Source organism: Acidovorax sp. GW823-FHT05D11 (assembly GCF_058795695.1).
Genome location: NZ_CM179502.1, coordinates 2,656,734 through 2,670,956 on the forward strand (window position 1 = coordinate 2,656,734; position 14,223 = coordinate 2,670,956).

A 14,223-nucleotide genomic window follows, 5' to 3' on the forward strand; every position below is an offset into this window, starting at 1 on the left:
CGCGGGCCACACAGCGAACCATCGACGACCCATGAGCCTTCCATTGCGCACTGTTCCAGCCACTTCCTCCTATATCGCGCTGGCGCTGCTGGCCGCCCTGCTGGCGGCCGTACCGTGGCTGCAGGGCCAGGCGGGCGGGCGCACGCTGGTGTTTGCGCTGGCCTATGGCGCGGTGCTTGGCGTCGTGCTGCAGCGTTCGCGCTTTTGTTTTTACTGCCACGCGCGCGACTGGTTCGAAGACCGCAACCCGCGCGGGCTGCTGGCCATCGTGCTGGCGCTGGCCGTGGGCGTGTTGGGCCATACCGTGGTGCTGGGCGGCTGGCTGCCCGTGCCGCAGCCGGGCAAGCTGCCGCCGGACATGCACATCGGCCCGGTGAGCTGGGTGCTGGTGGCGGCGGGGCTTTCGTTTGGCGCGGGGATGGTGGTCTCGGGCTCCTGCATCAGCGCGCACTGGTACCGGCTCGCCGAGGGCTCGGCGGTGTCGCCCTTCGCGCTGCTGGGCTCCGCGCTGGGTTTCATCGCGGGCTTCAGGACCTGGAATGCGCTGTACAGCTGGAGCGTGGCCGATGCGCCCGTGGTGTGGCTGCCCGCGCACCTGGGGTATGGGGGCGCGCTGCTGGCGCAATGGGGCGCTCTGGCGCTGGTGGGCGCCTGGCTGTGGCGTGGCTTTGCGCAGGAGGGCGCGGCGGGCGATGCACCCGGGGTGGTGAAGCCCGTGCCCGGCCTGGGCACCGTGTGGCGCAACCTGTGGACCGGGCGCTGGCACTACTGGGTGGGTGGCCTGGCCGTGGGGCTGATCGGCACGTTTGCCATCGTGCGCATGCGGCCCCTGGGCGTGACGGCCACGCTGGGCAGCGCGGCGCGCCAGTGGGCGCAAGGGCAGGGGTGGATTCCCGAGCGGCTCGACGGGCTCGACGGCTTCGCGGGCTGCGCCACCTTGCCGCAAGCCACCTGGCTCACGCCCAATGCCTTGCTGCTGGCAGGGCTGGTGGCGGGGTCCTTTGTCGCGGCGCTGGCCAGCCGCCAGATGGCCCCCCGCTGGCCCACCTGGCGCGATGCCGCCCGGGGGCTGTCGGGCGGCGTGTTGCTGGGCTGGGGCGCGATGACGGGGCTGGGCTGCACCATGGGCACGCTGCTGTCGGGCGGCATGGCCGGAGCGCTGTCAGGCTGGGTGTTTGGGGCGGCGGTGTTCTTCGCGGTATGGGCGGGCCTGCGCGCGAAGGCCGCCTCGTGGCGCCAGGGATGGGGGGCGAATTAGTGCATTTTTGGCCGCCAGCGCTTATCCAGAAAGCGCGGGCAGCTATCAAAAACATATCAAAAAGGTACCCGGCCCGGGGCCGGTCACTTCTGGATATCGCCCAGGCACAGGTACTTGATCTCCACATAGTCGTCCATGCCGTGGTGCGAGCCTTCGCGGCCCAGGCCCGACTGCTTGACACCGCCAAAGGGCACGTGCTCGGTGGCCAGAATGCCCACGTTGGCGCCGACCATGCCGTATTCCAGCGCCTCGGTCACACGGAAGATTCGGCCCACGTCGCGGCTGTAGAAGTAGCTGGCCAGGCCGAACTCGGTGTGGTTGGCCGCGTCGATGGCCTCCTGCTCGGTCTTGAACTTGAAGACCGGGGCGAAGGGGCCAAAGGTTTCCTCGCGCGCACACAGCATGTCGGCCGTGGCGTTGGCCACCACCGTGGGCTCGAAGAACTGGCCCGAGCCCAGGCTGGTCAGGCGCTGGCCGCCGGCCACCACCTGGCCGCCCTTGGCAATGGCATCGTCCACGTGGCGCTGCACCTTGGCCAGCGCGGCTTCCTCGATCAGCGGGCCCTGGTTCACGCCGGCCTCGAAGCCGTTGCCCACCTTGGCTGTCTTGACCTTGGCGGCGAACTTGGCCACGAACTCGTCGTACACGCCTTCCTGCACGTAGAAGCGGTTGGTGCACACGCAGGTCTGGCCCGCGTTGCGGTACTTGCTGGCGAACGCGCCTTCCACGGCGCTGTCGATGTCCGCATCGTCGAACACCAGGAAGGGCGCGTTGCCGCCCAGTTCCAGCGACATCTTCTTGACCGTGGGGGCCGACTGCGCCATCAGGATGCGGCCCACCTCGGTGCTGCCGGTGAAGCTGATGTGGCGCACCACGTCGCTCGCGCACAGCACCTTGCCGATGGCGATCGAGTTGTCGCTGTCGGCGGGCAGGATGTTGAACACGCCAGCCGGGATGCCCGCACGCAGGGCCAGCTCGGCGGCGGCCAGGGCCGTGAGCGGTGTGAGCTCGGCGGGCTTGATGACCACGGGGCAGCCGGCGGCCAGGGCGGGCGCCACCTTGCGCGTGATCATGGCCAGCGGAAAGTTCCAGGGCGTGATCGCGGCGCACACGCCGATGGGCTGCTTGAGCACCATCAGGCGGCGGCTGTTGTCGAACTGGGGCAGCACCTCGCCGTTCACGCGTTTGGCCTCTTCGGCGAACCATTCCACAAAGCTGGCGCCATAGGCGACCTCGCCCTTGGCTTCGGCCAGCGGCTTGCCTTGTTCGGCGGTCATGATGCGGCCCAGGTCGTCCTGGTTGGCCATCAGCAGGTCGAACCACTTGCGCAGGATGATGCTGCGCTCCTTGGCGGTCTTGGTCTTCCAGGGGCCCCAGGCGGCATTGGCGGCGGCAATCGCGGCTTCGGCATCGGCGGGGCCCAGGTTGGCCACGTCGGCCAGCTTGAGGCCGGTGGCCGGGTCGTTCACGTCGAAGCGGCTGCCGCCCGCCACCCACCGGCCGTTGATGAGGCCGTCGGTCTTGAGCAGGCTGGGGTCGTTGAGCAAGGCGAGGGGCGAGGTCTTCATGTCCATGAGGTTTCTCCAGATGCAGTGGGTTGATGAGCGGTAGGCAAGGGCTCGCCGCCGGCAAAGGCGGGCAGGGCGGCGGGGGCCTGAAATTGGCGCAGCGGGCAGGCTATCACGGGTGAAATGGCCCACTGTCGCCAGTGTTTCAGTTTTTCAGGAAGGCAGGGATGCAGGCCGTTTTCACCGTGGCTCAGCCCCTGCGCGTGCGCAGCCACTCCAGCGCCAGGAGCAGGCTGGTGGTGAAGAGGATGAGCAGCGTGGCCACGGCGGCAATGGTGGGCGAGATGTTCTCGCGGATGCCATTGAACATCTGGCGTGGCAGCGTGGACTGGTCGGCGCCGGCCAGAAAGAGCGTGACCACCACTTCGTCGAACGACGTGGCGAACGCGAACAGCGCCCCCGAGATCACCCCCGGCGCGATCACCGGCAGCGTGACGCGAAAGAAGGTGTTGAAAGGCGTTTCCCCCAGGCTCAGCGACGCGCGCACCAGGTTGTGGTTGAAGCCCGCGAGCGTGGCCAGCACGGTGGTCAGCACGAACGGCGCCCCCAGCGCCGCGTGCACGATGATCAGGCCGGCATAGCTGTCCGCCAGGCCCAGCGGCGCGAAGTACAGGTAGGTGGCCACGCCCACCACAATGATGGGCACCACCATGGGCGCGATCAGGATGCCCATGAGCAGGCCCTTGAAGCGGAAATCCGCCCGTGACAGCCCCACCGCCGCCAGGGTGCCCAGGGCCGTGGCGATCAGCGTGGCCGCGGGCGCCACGATGAAGCTGTTGCGCGTGGCGCGGGCCCACTCGGGCGAATCGAACAGGTGGTGGTACCACTTGAGCGACCAGCCGTGGATGGGGTAGGCCAGGAACGAACTCTCGGAGAACGACAACGGCACCATCACCAGGATGGGGGCCAGCAGAAACACCAGCACGGCCACGCACAGGGCGCGCACGGCCCACCAGCCGAGCTTGTCGGCCCAGGTGGCGTACAGGGGGAATTGGGGGAGCAAATGGCGCATGGTGAGGGTCTTCAGAAGTGTTTAGCCCAGGCTCAGCTCTGCCTTGCCAATGCGGCGGTACACGCCGTACAGCAGCAGCGTGGCGGCCAGCAGCAGGGCGCCCAGCGCACAGGCCATGCCCCAGTTCACTTCCACGTTGGTGTAGCGGGCGATGTAGTAGCTCAGCATCTGGTCGTCGGCGCCGCCCAGCAGCGCGGGGGTGACGTAGTAGCCGATGGCCAGGATGAACACCAGCAGCGCACCCGCGCCCACACCCGGGTAGGTTTGCGGCACGTACACGCGAAAGAACGCGGCGATGGGCGAGCTGCCCAGCGACACCGCCGCGCGCAAGTAGGTGGGGGGCACGCTTTTCATCACGCTGTACAGCGGCAGCACCATGAACGGCAGCAGGATGTGCACCATCGCAATCACCACGCCCGTGCGGTTGAACAGCAGCGCCAGGGGCTGCTCGATGAGGCCCAGGCCCATCAAACCGCGATTGACCAGGCCTTCGGACTGCAGCAGCACGATCCAGGCGGCCACCCGCACCAGGATCGAGGTCCAGAACGGCACCAGCACCAGGATCATCAGCACATTGGCTTGGCGCGCGGGCAGCGAGGCCAGCCACCAGGCCAGCGGGTAGCCCAGCAGCAGGCAGAACAGCGTCACCACAAAGCTGATGTGGAAGGTGCGCAGCAAAATGCCGCCAAACGCGCGCTGCTCCTCGGGCATGCGCTCGACCTGGCCCAGCGCATCGCGCTGCAGGTCCACCGAGGCGAGCAGGTAGTCGGGCGTCCAGCGCGCGCCGTTCTTGGCGATGGCGCGCCAGAAAGGTGCTTCGCCCCAGCGCGCGTCCTTGCCGAGCAACCGGTCGCGGATGGATTCGGGTGTGCCCGGCATGGGCAGGGCGCGGAAGGCGCCCATCACCATCGAGCGCGCGCCGGGCACTTCCGAGTTCAGCCTGCGCGCCAGCGCGCCAGCGTCAGAGCTGTCGGGCAGGCGCGCCAGGTCCTTCATGAGCGCGGCGTAGGCAGCGGGGCCCGGTGCCTCATGGCGGTCCCAGCCATGCAAGGCCTCGATGGTGGCGGGCAGCGTGTTGGCCACCTCGGGGTTCTCCACCCCGCGCTGCAGCAGCGCGGCAATGGGGACCAGCAGCGTGAGCAGCAAGAACACCAGCAAGGGCAGGGTCAGGGCAAAGGCCCGCCATTTGCGCCGCGCTTCGGCACGCGACAGCGCCTTGCGCAGTGCGCCGGGTGCGTGGGCGTCCAGCGCAAGCGCGGCGGGGGCGATGGCAGAAGAGGCTTGCATGGTGTCTTGCGCTCCGAGGGTGCGGGTTACTGACTTACTGGGTGGCCCAGGCGGCGAAGCGTTTCTCCAGCGCTTCGCCCTGGTCGGCCCAGAAGCTCACGCCGAACTGGATGGCTTCCTTGGCGTTGGCGGCCGATGTGGGCAGGTCGTCCAGCACCTTCCTGTCCAGCTTGGCGAGGGCCGTGGTGTTGGCCGGGCCGTAGGCGATGTTCTGCGCGTAGGCGGCCTGGCTGGTGGTCTGCAGGGTGTGGGCAATGAACTTGACCGCAGCGTCCTTGTTCGGCGTGCCCTTGGGGATGGCCCAGTAATCCAGGTCATAGATGCCGCCGGGCCAGTAGATCTTGAGGTTGCGGCCCTCGCGGTTGGCCGCGTCGATGCGGCCGTTGAACACGGTGGTCAGCACCACGTCGCCCGCCACGAGGAACTGCGGTGCCTGGGCACCGGCTTCCCACCATTGGATGTGGGGCTTGAGTTCGGTCAGCTTCTTGAAGGCGCGGTCGGCGCCGTCCTTGGTGGCGAGCACCTTGTACACGTCGGCGGGCTTCACGCCATCGGCCATCAGCGCGAATTCGAGGTTGTAGCGCGCGCCCTTGCGCATGCCGCGCTTGCCGGGGATCTTCCTGGTGTCCCAGAAGTCGGCCCAGCTGGTGGGGGCGGTCTTGAGCCTGTCGTCGTTGTAGGCCATGACGGTGGACCACACGAAGATGCCCACGGCGCAGTCGGACACGGCGGCGGGCAGCAGGTCGGCCTTGCTCACGATCTTGCTGTAGTCGAGCTTTTCGTACAGACCTTCATCGCAGCCACGCGCCGCGTCGGGCGATTCGAGCTCCACCACGTCCCAGGTCACCTTCCTGGCCTCGACCATGGCCTTGACCTTGGCCTGCTCGCCGTTGTATTCGACGGCGACGATCTTGTGGCCCAGCTTTTCGTAGGGCTCATAGAACGCCTTCTTCTGCGCGTTGGCGTTGGCGCCACCGAAGTTCACGACGGTGAGTTGCTGCTGCGCGAAGCTGGGCAGTGCCAGGCAGGCGGCCAGGGAGGCGCAGGCGATGAGGCTTTTTTTCATGGTGCAGTTTTTCCTTGGGTTGTGGAGGAACGGGGACTCGGGGACAGGGCTCGGAAACGGGGTGTGGCGGGGACAGTACTCAAACGGCATAGATGCGCGTGGAGGCCGGTGGAAACTCCAGCAGCACGGCATCGCCCGGCTGCGGATGCATGCCCGTGCCGGTGGGGGTCAGGGGCAGCTTCACCACGGCCTGCTCCTGGCCGTGGCCCAGGTCGCACATCAGGCGCTGGTGGTCGCCGTAGTAAATGGTGCGCGCCACGGTCGCCGGGACGGCCGAGCCCCTGGGGTAGTGCGAGTGCGGGTGCAGCACGATGCGCTCGGGCCGCACGCAGGCCTGCACGGGGGCGCCCCGGGCGGTCTGGTTCACGTTGACACCGGGCAGCAGGTGGCCGCCCGGTAGCTGGATGGCCGTCTCGGCGCCCGCGCCCTGCAGGGTGCCGGTGAGCACCGTGCTGTCGCCCACGAAACCGGCCACGAAGCGGTTGGCGGGGGTTTCATACAGCGCCTCCACGCTGGCCAGCTGCTGGATGACGCCTTCGTTGAACACGGCCACGCGGTCGCTCATGGTCAGCGCCTCGCCCTGGTCGTGGGTCACGTACACGAAGGTCACGCCCAGCTGGCGGTGCAGCTCCTTCAGCTCGATCTGCATGTGTTCGCGCAGCTGCTTGTCCAGGGCGCCCAATGGCTCATCCATCAGCACGAGCTGGGGGTTGAACACCAGGGCGCGGGCCAGGGCCACGCGTTGCTGCTGCCCCCCTGACAGACGCGCGGGCAGGCGGTCGGCCATGCCGGTCAGACGCACCATGTCCAGGGCCTTCTTCACGCGGTCGGCCTGCTCGGCCTTGGGCACCTTGCGCACGGTGAGCGGGTAGGCCACGTTCTGCCCCACGGTGAGGTGCGGGAACAGCGCGTAGTTCTGGAACACCATGCCGAAGTTGCGCTTGTGGGGCGGCGTGCCGGTGATCTGCTTGCCATCGAGCAGGATGTCGCCCGCGGTGGGGGACTCAAACCCCGCCAGCATCATCAGCGTGGTGGTCTTGCCCGAGCCCGAGGGCCCCAGCAGGCTCAGGAACTCGCCGCGCTGGATGTCCAGGTCCAGCGCGCGCACCACCAGTTGTTCTCCGTCGTACGTCTTTTGCACGCCGCTGAAGCGGACCAGGGGCTCTGCCGATGGGTTCATGGTTGGGGGCACCTTGTAAGCAGAATGAACGCCGGGCCGCATGTCAGCCCAGCGCGGCAAAGCTGTCGGCCAGGATGGCCAGGCCCTCGTCGAGCAACTCGTTGGAGGCGGTCAGCGGCACCAGGATGCGGATCACGTTGCCGTAGGTTCCGCACGACAGCAGGATGAGCCCGCGCTGGGCGGCCTCGGCGACGACTTTCTTGGTCAGCGCGGCGTCGGGGCGGTGGACATCGCCGTTCTCGAACAGCTCGATGGCCACCATCGCGCCCAGCCCGCGCACGTCGCCGATGGCGGGTACTTTGGCGGCCATGCCTTTCAGCGCCCTGACCAGCAGCGCGCCCATGTCCTGGCTGCGGGCCAGCAGGTTTTCTTTCTCAAAGGCTTCGATCACGGCCAGCGCTGCGGCGCAGGCGACGGGACTGCCCGCGTAGGTGCCGCCCAGGCCACCGGCCGCCGGGGCGTCGATGACGTCGGCGCGGCCCACCACCCCCGACAGCGGAAAGCCGCCCGCCAGCGATTTCGCGGTGGTGATGAGGTCCGGCGTCACGGGCCACTGCTCGCACGCAAACCAGGTGCCGGTGCGGCCTGCGCCGGTCTGCACTTCGTCGGCGATCAGCAGGATGCCATGGCGGTCTGCCAGGGCCTTGAGTCCGGTGATGAATTCGGGTGGCGCCACGTAGAAGCCGCCTTCGCCCTGCACGGGCTCAAGAATGAAGGCCGCCACACGCTCGGGCTCGATGTCGTTCTTGAAGATCAGCTCCACCGAGTGCAGCGCCTGCTCCACGCTGATGCCATGCAGTGCGTTGGGGAAGAGGGCGTGGTACACCTCGCCAGGGAAGGGGCCAAACCCCGTCTTGTACGGCACCACTTTGCCGGTCAGGCCCAGCGTGAGGTTGGTGCGGCCGTGGTAGCCGCCCGTGAAGGCGATCACGCCGGGGCGCCGGGTGTGGGCGCGGGCGATCTTGATGGCGTTTTCCACGGCCTCGGCGCCGGTGGTGAGCAGCAGGCTCTTCTTGGTAAACGCACCCGGGGCCAGGGTGTTCAGGCGCTCGCACACTTCCACGTAGGGCTCGTACGCCACCACCTGGAAGCAGGTGTGGGTGTACAGGTCGAGCTGCGCCTTCACGGCGGCGATCACACCCGCGTGCAGGTGACCGGTGTTGAGCACGGCGATGCCGCCGGCGAAGTCGATGAAGCGGCGGCCTTCCACATCCCACAGTTCGGCGTTGCGGGCCTTCTGGACGAAGATGTCGTGGGCCTGGCCGACGCCCCGGGCCACGGCGGCATGGCGGCGGGCGAGGAGGGCGGCGTTGGTGAAGTGGCGGTCTTGCTGCATGGCGGTGGGCGGTGGTGTGAACACGGAATGAAGGAATGGGCGAATTCTGGAAGCCGCGCCGCGCACCGTCCATGTACAGCGGAGTGCGGTTTTGCGCGCACTGTGCAGGTCTAGAATCCTGTACAGGCAATCCCTGATCTGGTGTGCGCCAAGTCGGTGCACAATTCGCCCCCTTTTTGGCTCTCCTGATGCTCACTCTCAGCCCGGACCTCCAGACTCCCCTGGTCAGCCAGATCGTCGATGGTCTTCGGGGTCTCATCGCCGGGCAGGTGCTCAAGCCCGGCAGCAAACTGCCCTCCATCCGTGCCTTTGCCGCCGCCCATGGCGTGAGCGTGTTCACCGTGGTCGAGGCCTACGACCGCCTGGTGGCGCAAGGCTGGCTGGTGTCGCGCGCCAATGCGGGTTTCTTCGTGAAGCGCCGCAGCGAAGAAGGCGCCGTGCCCGGCGCCGGGCCTCAGGAGCGGCCGGTGCCCCGTTTTGACGCACGCTGGTACCTCAAGCAGATCTTTGAAAACCGCAACCTGCCCATGAAACCGGGTTGCGGCTGGCTGCCGCACGACTGGCTGTTCGGCGATGCCGTGCGCCGCAGCATGCGCCAGCTCTCTTCCGACGGCCCCGAGCTCGACGGCTATGGCCTGCCGCATGGCCACATGGCGCTGCGCATGGTGGTGGCCGAGTCGCTGGCCGAGCACCATCTGGCGGTGGACGCCGACCAGGTGCTGCTCACGCAGGGCTCCAGCCAGGCGCTCGACCTCGTGGCGCGGCGCCTCGTCAAACCCGGCGATGTGGTGCTGGTGGATGACCCCGGCTATCCCAACCTGCTGTTCATGCTGCGCTTCGCGGGCGCGCACCCGGTAGGGGTGCCGCGCACGGCGGGGGGCTATGACCTGCTCGCGCTGGAAGCCCTGCTGGCCGCGCACAAGCCCACGGTGTTCTTCACGCAGCCGCGCCTGCAGAGCCCGACCTGCTCGGTGGCCTCGGTGGCGCATCTGCACCGCCTGCTGCAGTTGGCCGAGCAGCATGGTTTCATGCTGGTCGAGAACGACATCTATGCCGATATGGACACCGGCGTGCGCCCCTCGCTCGCCAGCCTGGACCAGCTGCGCCGGGTGATCTACCTGGGCAGCTTCTCCAAGACCATCTCGCCGAACCTGCGCACGGGCTTCGTGGCGGCGCGGGGCGACCTGCTGGACGAGCTGGTGCAGCTCAAGATGATCTCGGGGCTCACATCGTCCGAGATCACCGAACGCATCACCTTCGGCGTGGTGACGGATGGCCGCTGGCGCAAGCACCTCAAGTCCCTGCGCGAGCGCCTGGCCGAGGCGCACGGCGTGGTGGGGCGGCGGTTGCTGAACCTGGGCTTCGAGCTCTTCCATGAGCCCGAGGCGGGCATGTACCTGTGGGCCCGCCACCCCGATCTGCCCGACAGCGCGGAGCTGTCGAAGGAGGCCACGGGCGCGGGCATCATGCTCGGCCCGGGCCAGTTGTTCCTGGTGGAGCCGCGCCCCACGGGCTGGCTGCGCTTTAACGTGTCGTTCAGCCAGGACGAGCGCATGTGGCGCTTCCTGGAGCAGCGCATCCTGCTGGGGCAGCAGGTGGCGGAGTAGCTGGCGGCAGGCTGCTGGATTTAGTGCCTTTCAGGCCCCGGGCGCAGAGTGGTAAAGCGCTGGAAGCTATCCTATTTATAGCAAATCGGTGCTCTGTGCCCTGTCTTACTGGTCGATGATGCGCCGCGCGAACCGCTCCAGGTAGTCCATGAGCTGCTCCGCACCGGCCACGGCCCTCGCTTCGTCGCCCGTGGCGATGCCCTGGGCCAGGTGCATGTGGGCGCGCGCGCCCTCGGACACCTCGCCCTCGTGCTGGTAGGCGTACCAGAACCGGCGGCACTGCACGATGAGCGGCGACACGCATTTGACGGCCGAGTGGTTCTGGCTGGCCTGGTGCGTCACCACGTCCAGCTCGTGGTCGGCCAGCATGTAGTCGTCCAGATGGCCGCGCGCGGCGGCGTCCACCATCTTTTCCGCGCAGCGCACGATGGCCTGGCGCTGCGGCGCGGTGGCGCGGCGTGCCGCGCACGAGGCAACCAGGCGTTCCAGCACGCGGCGTGTCTGGATCACGTCCAGGTGGTCGGCCAGGTCGATGTGCGACACCAGCAGCCCGCGCCGGGGCTGCTGCGCGATGAGTCCGATGGAGACCATGCGCAGCAGCGCCTCGCGCACCGGGGTGCGGCCCAGGCCGGTGCTTTCGGCGATCTCGGCCTCGACCACCGGACTGCCGGGCTGCAGCTGCAGCGTGGAGATCATGGCTTCGATGGCGTCGTAGGCCACGTCGGCCGCGCGCCGTTTGGGGGCGGGGTCTCGCGGGAGGGATGCGCTGCTCGGTTTCATGCTGGGGGAATGGCGTTCGTTGTCCTGGCCGCGGGGGCGCGGTGCCGCATCTTAGAACCTGTTGGCGGTCCGTGGCACGGGGAGCGCTCCCGCCCGCACCCTTCCTACAGGCCCGCGCCCGCCTTGCGCAGCTCGGCGATCTGAGGAGCCTTGGGCAGCCACAGCTTGTCGAACTCCTGGATGATGCCGTCGGGGTTGTAGCTGGAGGCGCTCTTGAACGCGATGCCCGAGCCCTTGAACTTCTCGATCAGGCCGGCTTCCGTGGTGACGATGTCGTTGATCTGGGCGTCCAGCGTCTGGGCCACCAGCTTGCGGATCAGCTCCTTGTCCTTGGCATCCAGGCCCTGCCAGATGCGGCCCGACACCAGCGGGGCAAAGGGCATGAAGAGGGCGTTCATCTGCAGCAGGGTCTTGGAAACCTTGTCGAAGCGCTGGTTCCACGAGAACTCGATGTCGGCTTCCAGCCCATCCACCTGGCCGTTGCTCATGGCGTCGAACACGGCGGGCGTGGGAATGGGCGTCGGGGCGGCGCCCAGCAACTGGTAGAAGTCGCGGTACACGGGGGTGGGGTTGATGCGCAGCTTCATGCCCTTGAGGTCGGTCGGCACCGCGATGTCCTTGGTGGCGAACACCGCGCGCATGCCGGTGATGCCCCAGCCCAGCCCGATGGTGCCGGTCTCGCGCGGCAGCACCTCCAGCAGCTTCAGCGCGGCGGGGGTGCGCACCAGCTTGGCCACCGCGGGGGTCGAGCGCACCAGGTAGGGCGCGTTGATGGCCGCCACGCTCGCCACCCGCGAGCCCAGCTCTGCGGCCTGGATCCAGCCCATGTCCAGGGCGCCGGATTGCAGCTGCTGCATCATGGCCGTCTCGTTGCCCAGCTGGCCCGAGTGGAACACGGTCACGCTCAGGCGGCCATCGGTCTCTTTCTTCAGCGCTTCGCCGAACTGCAGCGCGGCGCGGTTCCATGAGTGCCCCGCCGGGGTGATCAGGCCCAGGCGGAATTCCTTGGCATCGGCGGCGAGCACGACGGACGGAAAGCCCAGCGGGGCCGCTGCGGCGGCTGCCGCGGCGGTGGACTGGATGAAGTGGCGGCGGGAAATGGTCATGGTGAACTCCTGGAAGTTGTGCGAGGCAATGCGAAGAGGGCGAAGGGATGGAGCCGCTTACTTGATCAGGGCAAGCGACAGGCTGGGGAACAGGGAGAGCATCACCAGCGCCACGCAGCTGATGAGGAAGAAGGGCAGGGTGACGATGAACATCTTGCCGGGCTTGGCGCCGGTGACGGCGGCCGCGACGAAGAAGCTCAGCCCCACGGGCGGCGACATCAGGCCCAGCACCAGGTTGATCACCACCACCACGCCGAAGTGGCGCGGGTCGATGTGGTAGATGTCGGTGGCGATGGGCAGCAGGATGGGCACGGTCATGATCAGCCCGGGGATGCCGTCGATCACGGTGCCGATGACCAGCAGGATGACGTTGACCAGCAGCAGGAAGGTGATCGGGTCGTGCGCCACGGTCTGGATCCAGGCCGCCACCATCTGCGGCACCTTGCCGTAGATCAGCAGCCAGGAAAACACCGCGGCGGCGGCCACCAGGAACAGCACGATGGCCGAGTAGATGGCCGAGCGCAACAGGATGGCGGGCATGGAGCCGAGCCGGAATTCCTTGGTCACATACCGCCCCACCAGCGCCGCGGCCAGGGCGCCCACGGCGGCCGCTTCGGTCGGATTGGCCAAGCCGCCCAGGATGGAGCCCACGATCACGATCGGGATCAGCAGGGTGGGGCTGGATGTCACCACGGTGCGGGCCCGCTGCGCCAGCGTGCGCCTTTCGCTGCGCGGGTAGTCGTAGATGAAACCCATCAGCGCGATGATGATGAAGAACAGGATGGTGAGCAGGATGCCCGGCAGGATGCCCGCGATGAGCATGTCGCCCACGGCCACCTGTGCCAGCACGCTGTAGACCACGAACATCACCGAAGGTGGAATGATCGGCCCCAGCATGCCGCCGTAGACCGTGAGGCCGGCGGCGAAGGTCTTGTCGTAGCCCTGCTTTTCCATCTCGGGCACCATCACCTGGGACATGATGGCCACCTGGGCCGTGGCCGAGCCGATGATGGACGAGACCAGCATGTTGGCCAGGATGTTCACGTAGGCCAGGCCCCCCTTGACGGAGCCGACGAAGGCCATCGACATGTCCACCAGGCGGCGCGTGATGCCGCCGCTGTTCATGATCTCGCCGATCAGGATGAACAGCGGAATGGCGATGAGCCCATAGCTGTCCACCCCCGCGAACATCTGCATGGGAAAGGACTGGAACAGCACGGTGTTGCCGGTGCTGAAGATGTACGCGATGCCCGAGATGCACAGGCACACGCCGATGGGCACGCCCACCATGAGGGCCGCGCAGAAGAAGAGGGAAGTGAACATGGGGCGGGCTCCGGGGTCAGTTCACGGCGTCGGCGCTGACGACGTCGAAACCAGGGTGGCTGCGGCGCGGTGCCAGGCCCATGTCCTCGATGAGGTTGGCTAGCGCGTGCAGCGTGAAGGTGAGGGAAAACAGCGGCAGGATCAGCTGCAGCACCCAGGTGGGCCAGTTCAGGGTCTGGGTGCGCTCGGTATAGAGGAAGTTGAAGGTCTCGGCACCGAATTCCTTGGCGTCGAAGCCGTAGCGGGCGATGCCCACCGGGTCCATCCACAGCCAGCACATCACCAGCATGGCGATGCCAAACAGCAGCACCCCCGTGGTGGCGATGACCTTGGCCGCCTTGGCCCATTTCTCGGAGAGCTTCTCGGTCAGCATGCCCACCGCGAAGTCCATGCGCAGCCGTGTCATCACCGAGGCCCCCACGAAGGTCAGCCAGACCACGGTGTAGACCGCCGCCTCGTCGATCCAGTAAATGGGAAAGCCGGTGTAGCGGGTGGCCACGTTCAGCAGGATCAGCGCCACCAGCAAGGTCATCAGGGCGGTGAGGCAGTTGCGCTCCGCGCGCAGCACCAGGCTGGACAGGGCGAGGACCGCGCGGGCCGGCGCTGCGGGCGCGGGCCCGCCGGGTGGGGTGGGAGAAGCGGTGGCGGTGGACATGGGGTGGGCTCCGTGGTCTGGGTGTCGGGAATGGGGCGCCGGTTT

12 protein-coding genes are annotated in these 14,223 nt (G+C 67.7%); 2 read left to right on the forward strand and 10 right to left on the reverse strand.

Annotation, left to right across the window (positions count from 1 at the left end):
- Positions 1 to 31: 31 nt before the first annotated feature.
- Positions 32 to 1,258, forward strand: a complete 1,227-nt coding sequence (locus AC3RCE_RS12400) for a YeeE/YedE family protein (protein WP_492255295.1) — start codon at positions 32 to 34, stop codon at positions 1,256 to 1,258.
- Positions 1,259 to 1,341: 83 nt separating this feature from the next.
- Here the strand turns inward: AC3RCE_RS12400 and AC3RCE_RS12405 are convergent, their stop codons facing one another.
- The 6 genes from AC3RCE_RS12405 to gabT all read right to left on the reverse strand — a co-directional run bounded on the left by AC3RCE_RS12405 (position 1,342) and on the right by gabT (position 8,707).
- Positions 1,342 to 2,832, reverse strand: coding sequence for an NAD-dependent succinate-semialdehyde dehydrogenase (locus AC3RCE_RS12405; RefSeq protein WP_492255296.1), 1,491 nt, complete (start codon positions 2,830 to 2,832; stop codon positions 1,342 to 1,344).
- Between the two features lie 184 nt (positions 2,833 to 3,016).
- Positions 3,017 to 3,838, reverse strand: coding sequence for an ABC transporter permease (locus tag AC3RCE_RS12410; protein WP_492255297.1), 822 nt, complete (start codon positions 3,836 to 3,838; stop codon positions 3,017 to 3,019).
- Positions 3,839 to 3,859: 21 nt separating this feature from the next.
- Positions 3,860 to 5,125, reverse strand: coding sequence for an ABC transporter permease (locus AC3RCE_RS12415; RefSeq protein WP_492255298.1), 1,266 nt, complete (start codon positions 5,123 to 5,125; stop codon positions 3,860 to 3,862).
- A gap of 34 nt (positions 5,126 to 5,159) precedes the next feature.
- Positions 5,160 to 6,191: an ABC transporter substrate-binding protein gene (locus AC3RCE_RS12420; RefSeq protein ID WP_492255299.1), complete on the reverse strand. Its 1,032-nt coding sequence runs from the start codon at positions 6,189 to 6,191 to the stop codon at positions 5,160 to 5,162.
- A 79-nt stretch (positions 6,192 to 6,270) separates the two neighbouring features.
- Complete coding sequence (locus AC3RCE_RS12425; protein WP_492255300.1) at positions 6,271 to 7,371, reverse strand: ABC transporter ATP-binding protein; 1,101 nt, start codon at positions 7,369 to 7,371, stop codon at positions 6,271 to 6,273.
- Positions 7,372 to 7,414: 43 nt separating this feature from the next.
- Positions 7,415 to 8,707, reverse strand: a complete 1,293-nt coding sequence (gene gabT, locus AC3RCE_RS12430; RefSeq protein ID WP_492255301.1) for a 4-aminobutyrate--2-oxoglutarate transaminase — start codon at positions 8,705 to 8,707, stop codon at positions 7,415 to 7,417.
- Positions 8,708 to 8,895: 188 nt separating this feature from the next.
- On the opposite strand from gabT, the gene AC3RCE_RS12435 reads away from it, so the two are divergent.
- Positions 8,896 to 10,314, forward strand: a complete 1,419-nt coding sequence (locus tag AC3RCE_RS12435) for an aminotransferase-like domain-containing protein (RefSeq protein WP_218295179.1) — start codon at positions 8,896 to 8,898, stop codon at positions 10,312 to 10,314.
- 105 nt (positions 10,315 to 10,419) lie between these two features.
- On the opposite strand, the gene AC3RCE_RS12440 is transcribed toward AC3RCE_RS12435, so the two are convergent.
- The 4 genes from AC3RCE_RS12440 to AC3RCE_RS12455 form a co-directional block, all read right to left on the reverse strand.
- Positions 10,420 to 11,094 (reverse strand): GntR family transcriptional regulator, encoded by a 675-nt coding sequence (locus AC3RCE_RS12440; RefSeq protein ID WP_218295178.1) that lies wholly within the window; start codon positions 11,092 to 11,094, stop codon positions 10,420 to 10,422.
- Positions 11,095 to 11,198: 104 nt separating this feature from the next.
- Entirely contained in the window at positions 11,199 to 12,200 is a 1,002-nt protein-coding gene (locus AC3RCE_RS12445; protein WP_218295177.1) for a TRAP transporter substrate-binding protein, read from the reverse strand.
- A gap of 57 nt (positions 12,201 to 12,257) precedes the next feature.
- A complete protein-coding gene (locus tag AC3RCE_RS12450; protein ID WP_218295176.1) occupies positions 12,258 to 13,523 on the reverse strand; it encodes a TRAP transporter large permease in 1,266 nt (421 codons plus the stop codon).
- A 16-nt stretch (positions 13,524 to 13,539) separates the two neighbouring features.
- Positions 13,540 to 14,178, reverse strand: coding sequence for a TRAP transporter small permease (locus tag AC3RCE_RS12455; RefSeq protein ID WP_492245325.1), 639 nt, complete (start codon positions 14,176 to 14,178; stop codon positions 13,540 to 13,542).
- Positions 14,179 to 14,223: the final 45 nt, after the last annotated feature.

What these genes read in the sequence shown, in the direction of transcription:
- AC3RCE_RS12400 (WP_492255295.1), top strand. Translation starts at nt 32, where the DNA reads ATGAGCCTTCCATTGCGCACTGTTCCAGCCACTTCCTCCTATATCGCG.
- AC3RCE_RS12405 (WP_492255296.1), bottom strand. Translation starts at nt 2,832, where the DNA reads ATGGACATGAAGACCTCGCCCCTCGCCTTGCTCAACGACCCCAGCCTG.
- AC3RCE_RS12410 (WP_492255297.1), bottom strand. Translation starts at nt 3,838, where the DNA reads ATGCGCCATTTGCTCCCCCAATTCCCCCTGTACGCCACCTGGGCCGAC.
- AC3RCE_RS12415 (WP_492255298.1), bottom strand. Translation starts at nt 5,125, where the DNA reads ATGCAAGCCTCTTCTGCCATCGCCCCCGCCGCGCTTGCGCTGGACGCC.
- AC3RCE_RS12420 (WP_492255299.1), bottom strand. Translation starts at nt 6,191, where the DNA reads ATGAAAAAAAGCCTCATCGCCTGCGCCTCCCTGGCCGCCTGCCTGGCA.
- AC3RCE_RS12425 (WP_492255300.1), bottom strand. Translation starts at nt 7,371, where the DNA reads ATGAACCCATCGGCAGAGCCCCTGGTCCGCTTCAGCGGCGTGCAAAAG.
- gabT (WP_492255301.1), bottom strand. Translation starts at nt 8,707, where the DNA reads ATGCAGCAAGACCGCCACTTCACCAACGCCGCCCTCCTCGCCCGCCGC.
- AC3RCE_RS12435 (WP_218295179.1), top strand. Translation starts at nt 8,896, where the DNA reads ATGCTCACTCTCAGCCCGGACCTCCAGACTCCCCTGGTCAGCCAGATC.
- AC3RCE_RS12440 (WP_218295178.1), bottom strand. Translation starts at nt 11,094, where the DNA reads ATGAAACCGAGCAGCGCATCCCTCCCGCGAGACCCCGCCCCCAAACGG.
- AC3RCE_RS12445 (WP_218295177.1), bottom strand. Translation starts at nt 12,200, where the DNA reads ATGACCATTTCCCGCCGCCACTTCATCCAGTCCACCGCCGCGGCAGCC.
- AC3RCE_RS12450 (WP_218295176.1), bottom strand. Translation starts at nt 13,523, where the DNA reads ATGTTCACTTCCCTCTTCTTCTGCGCGGCCCTCATGGTGGGCGTGCCC.
- AC3RCE_RS12455 (WP_492245325.1), bottom strand. Translation starts at nt 14,178, where the DNA reads ATGTCCACCGCCACCGCTTCTCCCACCCCACCCGGCGGGCCCGCGCCC.